Raw genomic sequence first — 5,177 nt, 5'->3', positions numbered from 1 at the left:
GGCCGCGGTGACGCCCGCAGCCGGGCTGGTCGCCGCACGGGCCGCGCCGTCGGTCGGGACGCCGTCGGCCGGGGGCACCCGCCAGCGAAGCACCCGCGCCGGGTTGCCGCCGACCACCGCGCCGGCGGGGACGTCCTTGGTGACGACCGCGCCGGCGGCCAGCATGGCCTTGTCGCCCACGGTGACGCCGTCGACCACCACCACGTGGGAGCCGATCCACACGTCGTTCCCGATGGTGATGCCGCGGCTGCTGATCGGCTGGCGGAACACCTCGACGTCGGGGTCGCTCATGGTGTGGTTGAAGCCGAGCAGCGAGGTGTGCGCACCGATCCGCACCCCGTCGCCCAGCCGGATCCGCCCGCGCACCACGGTGAAGGCGTTGATGGTGCAGTCCCGCCCGGCGACCAGCTCGTCGCTGAGGTAGGCGTGGGCGGCGACGTAGCTGCGGTCGCCCAGCACGAGCGTGGTGTTCTGCAGCGAGGCGTGCTCGCTGAGGAAGCACCGCTCACCCAGCGACCAGCCGGGCCGGGCAGCCAGGACGTCGCGCTGCCGCTGCCGCTGCGCCTGCTGGGCCTCCTCGTCGGCCTCGCGCCAGAACGACCACGGGGAGTAGTCGAAGTGCAGCGGGTCGACCGGACGCCGGGCGGTCTCGGCGGGAGTCGGGTCGGCGGGGTCGGAGATCGTCTCGGTGACGGCCATTGTCGGAGAGCACCTCTTCGGGCTGGGAGTGGCTCCATCCTTCCCGGTCGTGCGGGCACCGGCAACGCCCGACCCGCAGGGTGGGACGCCCGCCGCCCGCGTCGTCCCCGATGGTTACCCGGTGGCGTCGGCGGCGGCCCGGACCAGGGTCCACGCGAGGTCGGTGGTGGCCGGCAGGGTGTCGAGCGCCAGGGGCTGGGTGGCCAGCGCGCCCTCGTGCAGCACGAGCAGCTGGGTGGCGAGGGTGGCCGGGTCGGTGCAGCCGGCGGCCGTGGCGAGCTCGCTGAAGAGGTCACGCAACCAGCGCTTCTGCTCGGTCGCGACCCGGTGCGCGGGGTGGTCGGGGTCGGGCAGCTCGGCCAGCGCGTTGACGAAGGCGCACCCGCGCCCGCTCGTCCGGCTCCACTCCCGCAGCGCCTCGAAGGGTGCGGTGACGGCGTGCAAGGGGTCGGCGCAGTCGTCGACGGTGGCCCGGACGAGTGCGCGCCAGCGCCGGTCGCGCTCGCCGAGGTAGGCCGTGACCAGCTGGTCCTTGGAGCCGAACTGGTTGTAGAGGGTGCGCTTGGTGACGCCGGAGCGCTCGGCGACCAGGTCGACGCCGACGGCGGTGATGCCGCGCTCGTAGAACAGCTCCTCGGCCGCGGCGAGCACTCGCCGGCCGGCCGCACTGAACTGTCGCACCTCCGACACCGGAGCCTCCTTTACTGATCTGTGTACTCTGGACTTCACAGATCAGTATACCGAGGGAGGAGACGGAGATGCAGGTGCCGGAGACGATGCAGGCGGTGCGGATCACCGGCCACGGCGGACCGGAGGTCCTCGAGGTGGCCGATGTCGCCGTGCCGACACCGGGGCCGGGCGAGGTGCTCGTGCAGGTGGCCGCCGCGGCGCTCAACAACACCGACCTGTGGACGCGGGAGGGCGCCTACGGACGCCCGGGCGATCCGGACGCGCTGTCGGGCTGGCGCGGACCGGTGGAGTTCCCGCGCATCCAGGGCGCCGACGTCGCCGGCCGGGTGGTCGCGGTCGGTGCCGGGGTGGACGACGAGCTCGCAGGCCGTCGGGTGCTGGTCGACCCGGCCGGGTACGACGGCGACGGGCCCGACGCGAACCCGGTCGGGCTGATGGGCAGCGAGCGCGACGGCGGCTACGCCGGTTACGTCACCGCGCCGGCGGAGCAGGTGCACGACGTCAGCGGCTCCCCGCTGACCGACGACCAGCTCGCCAGCCTGCCGACCGCCTACGGCACCGCACTCGGCATGGTCGAGCGGGGACGGCTCGCCGCGGGGGAGACCGTGCTGGTCTCCGGGGCCTCCGGCGGCGTCGGGCTGGCCGCGGTGCAGCTGGCCCGGGCGCGCGGCGCGCGGGTGCTGGCGATCAGCAGCGGCACCAAGGGCGACTCGGTGCGCGAGGCCGGGGCGCACGCGGTGGTCGACCGCGGCGCCGACGTCGTCGCGCAGGTCCGTGAACTCGCCCCGGACGGTGTGGACGTGGTGCTCGACGTCGTCGCCGGTGATCTGGTCGCCGATGGGCTGCCGCTGCTGCGCGAGGGCGGGCGGTGGGTGGTCGCCGGCGCGCTGGGCGGCTACCAGGTCACCGTGGACGTGCGGCGGCTCTACCTGCACAACGCGCAGCTGGTCGGGTCCTCGATGCACACCCGGCGGCACTTCGAGCTGCTGGTCGAGCTGGCCCCGGCGCGGGGACGTCCAGCCGGTCGTCGCCGCGACGTTCCCGCTGGCCGAGGCCGCCCGCGCCCAGCAGGAGCTCGCCCGCCGTGAGCACGTCGGCAAGCTCGTCCTGCACCCCTGAGCCGCGGCTCAGCCGGTGACGGTCACCTCGGCCCGCTCGGTGACGCCGTTGACCGTCACCGACAGCGTCGCGGTGCCCGGCCGGAGGGCGGTCAGCTCACCGGTCGCGGGGTCGAGGGTGACCACGGCCTCGCGGCCCGGACGCTGCTCGCCGATGCTGACCCGCGCCCCGGACCAGTCCGCGCCCACCGGGTAGCCCACCGGGAACGACCGCTCGCCCTGGGTGACGGTGGCCTCCACCTGCGCCGTGGCGCCGACGGCCAGCTCGGCGGGCGCGTCGAGGGTGAGCTCGTCGACGGTGGCCCGCATCTCGACCTGGACCCACGGCTGGGCGGGGGCGGCGTGCCAGCGGCCGCGCTCGTCGGCCGGCACCACGGCGGCGTCGGGGTCGATGCCCACCAGGCTCCAGCCGGCGAAGCCGCCGTCGGCCGGGTCGGTGGAGGGCGCCTTGCCCATGTTGCCGTTGATGACGTACGGGACGCCGTCGACCGAGGCGGCGGAGAAGGCGCCGACGTGGGAGCCGATGAACGCCGCGCCCTTGCCGGTCTCGGCGCGGAAGTCGGCCAGCAGGTCCTCGACCACCTCGGCCTCGTAGCGGTTGGCCAGCTGGCTGGCCTTGAGCGGGGACGGGTCGCGCGGCGGGTGGTGCCACATCGCCACCACCCCGTTGACGTCCGGGTTCTCCCGGGCGTCGTCGAGGGCCTCGTCGAGCAGCTGCCACTGCTCGAAGCCGCCGCCGCTGAGCGTCCCGGTGGAGGAGTCCAGCAGCACGAACCGGGTGCCCTGGTGCACGAAGGAGTGCTGGGCCGGCCCGAACTCGGCCTCGAAGGGGGCGATGGTGCCGGGACCGTAGATCTCGTGGTTGCCCGGCACGTAGTACCAGGGCACCTTGCCCTCCAGCTCCTCCTCGATGACCTTCCGCGCCAGGGCGAGGTCCTCGGGGTAGGCGGTGTCGATGAAGTCGCCGTTGATGACGACGAAGTCGGGGTCGGCGGCGACGGCCTCGCGCAGGGTCCGGCGGGCGGCCGGCACCAGGGACTGGTTGGCGGCGGTGAACTGGGCGTCGGAGACCACCGCGAAGCGCCACCGCCCGTCGGTGCCCAGCGTGCCGTCGGTGACGACGACGTCGTCGGTGACCCGCTCCGCCGGTGGGGTGCGGACGGACGGGGCCACCTGCACCGACAGGTCGTCGATGGTGGTGGATGCGCGGTAGGAGCGGTCGGCCTTGGTCTCGATCACGGTGAAGCGGCTGATCGAGATGGGGAAGGCGAGGGTCTGCGGGATCGCCACCTCGACCCGCTGCCAGCCGGGCTCGGTGAGGTAGGGCCCGTACAGCGCGCTGCTGCGGCCCTCCGCGTCGATGACGGTGAAGGCGGTCCACTCGCCCTCACCGCTGGCCAGCACGTCGGCGCCGACCGAGAGCGGCTGGCCCTCGATCGCGAACGGCCGCGGCGCGTTGGCGTAGGCGGTCCGGGTGGCGGTGGAGGCGGTGAAGTCGTAGTCGATGGTCAGCGCGCCGCTGCCGTCCTCGCCCTCGGCGGGAACCAGCGAGCCGCTGCCGCGGGCCGAGCCGAACGTCCAGCCGTCGATGCCGCCGTCGAAGTCGGCCAGCACCCGCTCCTCGACCCCGACGGTGATGCCGAGGCTGGTCGTCTGGCCCTGGACGGTGGCGGTGACGACGACCGAGGCGGTCTCGGTCAGCGGGGTGACGTCCCAGCCGCCGGCGCCGTCGGGCTCGATCGTGACGGCGCTCTCGTCGTAGTCGAGCTCGACGTCGGTGGGCTCCAGCGGGGCCTCGAAGCCGCCGCGGTCGGCGCCGATGATGCGGAAGCTGCCGCGGGCGTCCGCGTCGGGCAGGTTGACGGTGTCGACCGAGGGCCGGATGCGGTCCAGCGGCTCGAGCACCTCCAGATCGAGCGAGCCGGTGACGCGGCGGTCGCGGGCCTCGACGGTGAGCGGTCCGGGCTGCTTCCCGGTGACGACGCCGTCGCGGACGGAGCCGGTCTGGACGTCGGTGGAGCGCCAGGTGAGCCGGTTGGTCGCCACCGGCGCCAGCGTCTCGTCGTGGCCGAGGGCGTCCAGGCGGCGGGTCAGGCCGGGGAAGACGCGCAGCAGGTCCTCGTCCTCCTCGTCGGCGGCTGGCACCACCCGCAGCCCGTCGAGGCGGCCCGACCCCTCGGCGGCGAACAGCCCGAGACCGTTCGGCACCGGGCGCAGCGACCCGTCGGACGGGGTGTTCTCGACATCGAGGTCGTCCTCGCCGGCCTCGCGGGCCAGCATGGTGGAGGAGCCGCCGCCGTCGAGGTTGAGGGCGTCGTCGGCGCCGAGCTCCTTGAGGAACCCGCCGAGCTCGGTGTAGGTCATCCCGCGGCTCTGCGCGATCCGGCCGTCGATGGAGACGAGGTAGGCGGTGTCGCCGTCCTCGTCGAAGCCGATCGCGGTGCGCGGGTGGGCGGCCGGGTCGGTGTGCGGGACGACCTCGCCGTCCTCGAGCAGGGTGACGTTGCCGCCGAGGGCGGTGGCCAGCTCGGCGCCGTCGTAGCGCAGCTCGTGGCTGACGGCCACCTCGTCGCCGACCGCCAGCCCGGCCAGCGCGTCGGCGCCGGCGTCGCGGCCGACGAGCACCGTGGTGCCGGCCGGGATGGCGCCCGCGCCGGCGGTCTCGGCGAC

At 74.6% G+C, this 5,177-nt stretch carries 3 protein-coding genes and 2 pseudogenes; 2 read left to right on the top strand and 3 right to left on the bottom strand.

From position 1 onward, the window contains the following. Positions 1-78: 78 nt before the first annotated feature. Both DVA66_RS22115 and DVA66_RS16840 read right to left on the bottom strand, forming a co-directional pair. Positions 79-234: pseudogene (locus DVA66_RS22115) on the bottom strand (DapH/DapD/GlmU-related protein); the annotation flags it as partial. A gap of 579 nt (positions 235-813) precedes the next feature. Further along, positions 814-1,389: a TetR/AcrR family transcriptional regulator gene (locus tag DVA66_RS16840; protein ID WP_198671874.1), complete on the bottom strand. Its 576-nt coding sequence runs from the start codon at positions 1,387-1,389 to the stop codon at positions 814-816. A 68-nt stretch (positions 1,390-1,457) separates the two neighbouring features. Between DVA66_RS16840 and DVA66_RS16835 the strand changes: the two are divergent. Both DVA66_RS16835 and DVA66_RS22110 read left to right on the top strand, forming a co-directional pair. Next, a pseudogene (locus tag DVA66_RS16835) lies at positions 1,458-2,375 on the top strand (zinc-binding dehydrogenase); the annotation flags it as partial. A gap of 58 nt (positions 2,376-2,433) precedes the next feature. Beyond that, positions 2,434-2,508, top strand: coding sequence for a hypothetical protein (locus DVA66_RS22110; protein ID WP_408608927.1), 75 nt, complete (start codon positions 2,434-2,436; stop codon positions 2,506-2,508). Positions 2,509-2,516: 8 nt separating this feature from the next. Here DVA66_RS22110 and DVA66_RS16830 read toward each other — a convergent pair. Further along, positions 2,517-5,177 (bottom strand): phosphodiester glycosidase family protein (locus DVA66_RS16830; protein WP_114561104.1); only part of this gene is annotated, 2,661 nt, incomplete at its 5' end.

It is taken from the genome of Desertihabitans aurantiacus, from assembly GCF_003344635.1.
Taxonomy (GTDB): Bacteria; Actinomycetota; Actinomycetes; order Propionibacteriales; family Propionibacteriaceae; genus Desertihabitans; species Desertihabitans aurantiacus.
Note: the sequence above shows the minus strand (reverse complement) of the source record. Positions and strands in the feature narration are given on the sequence as shown.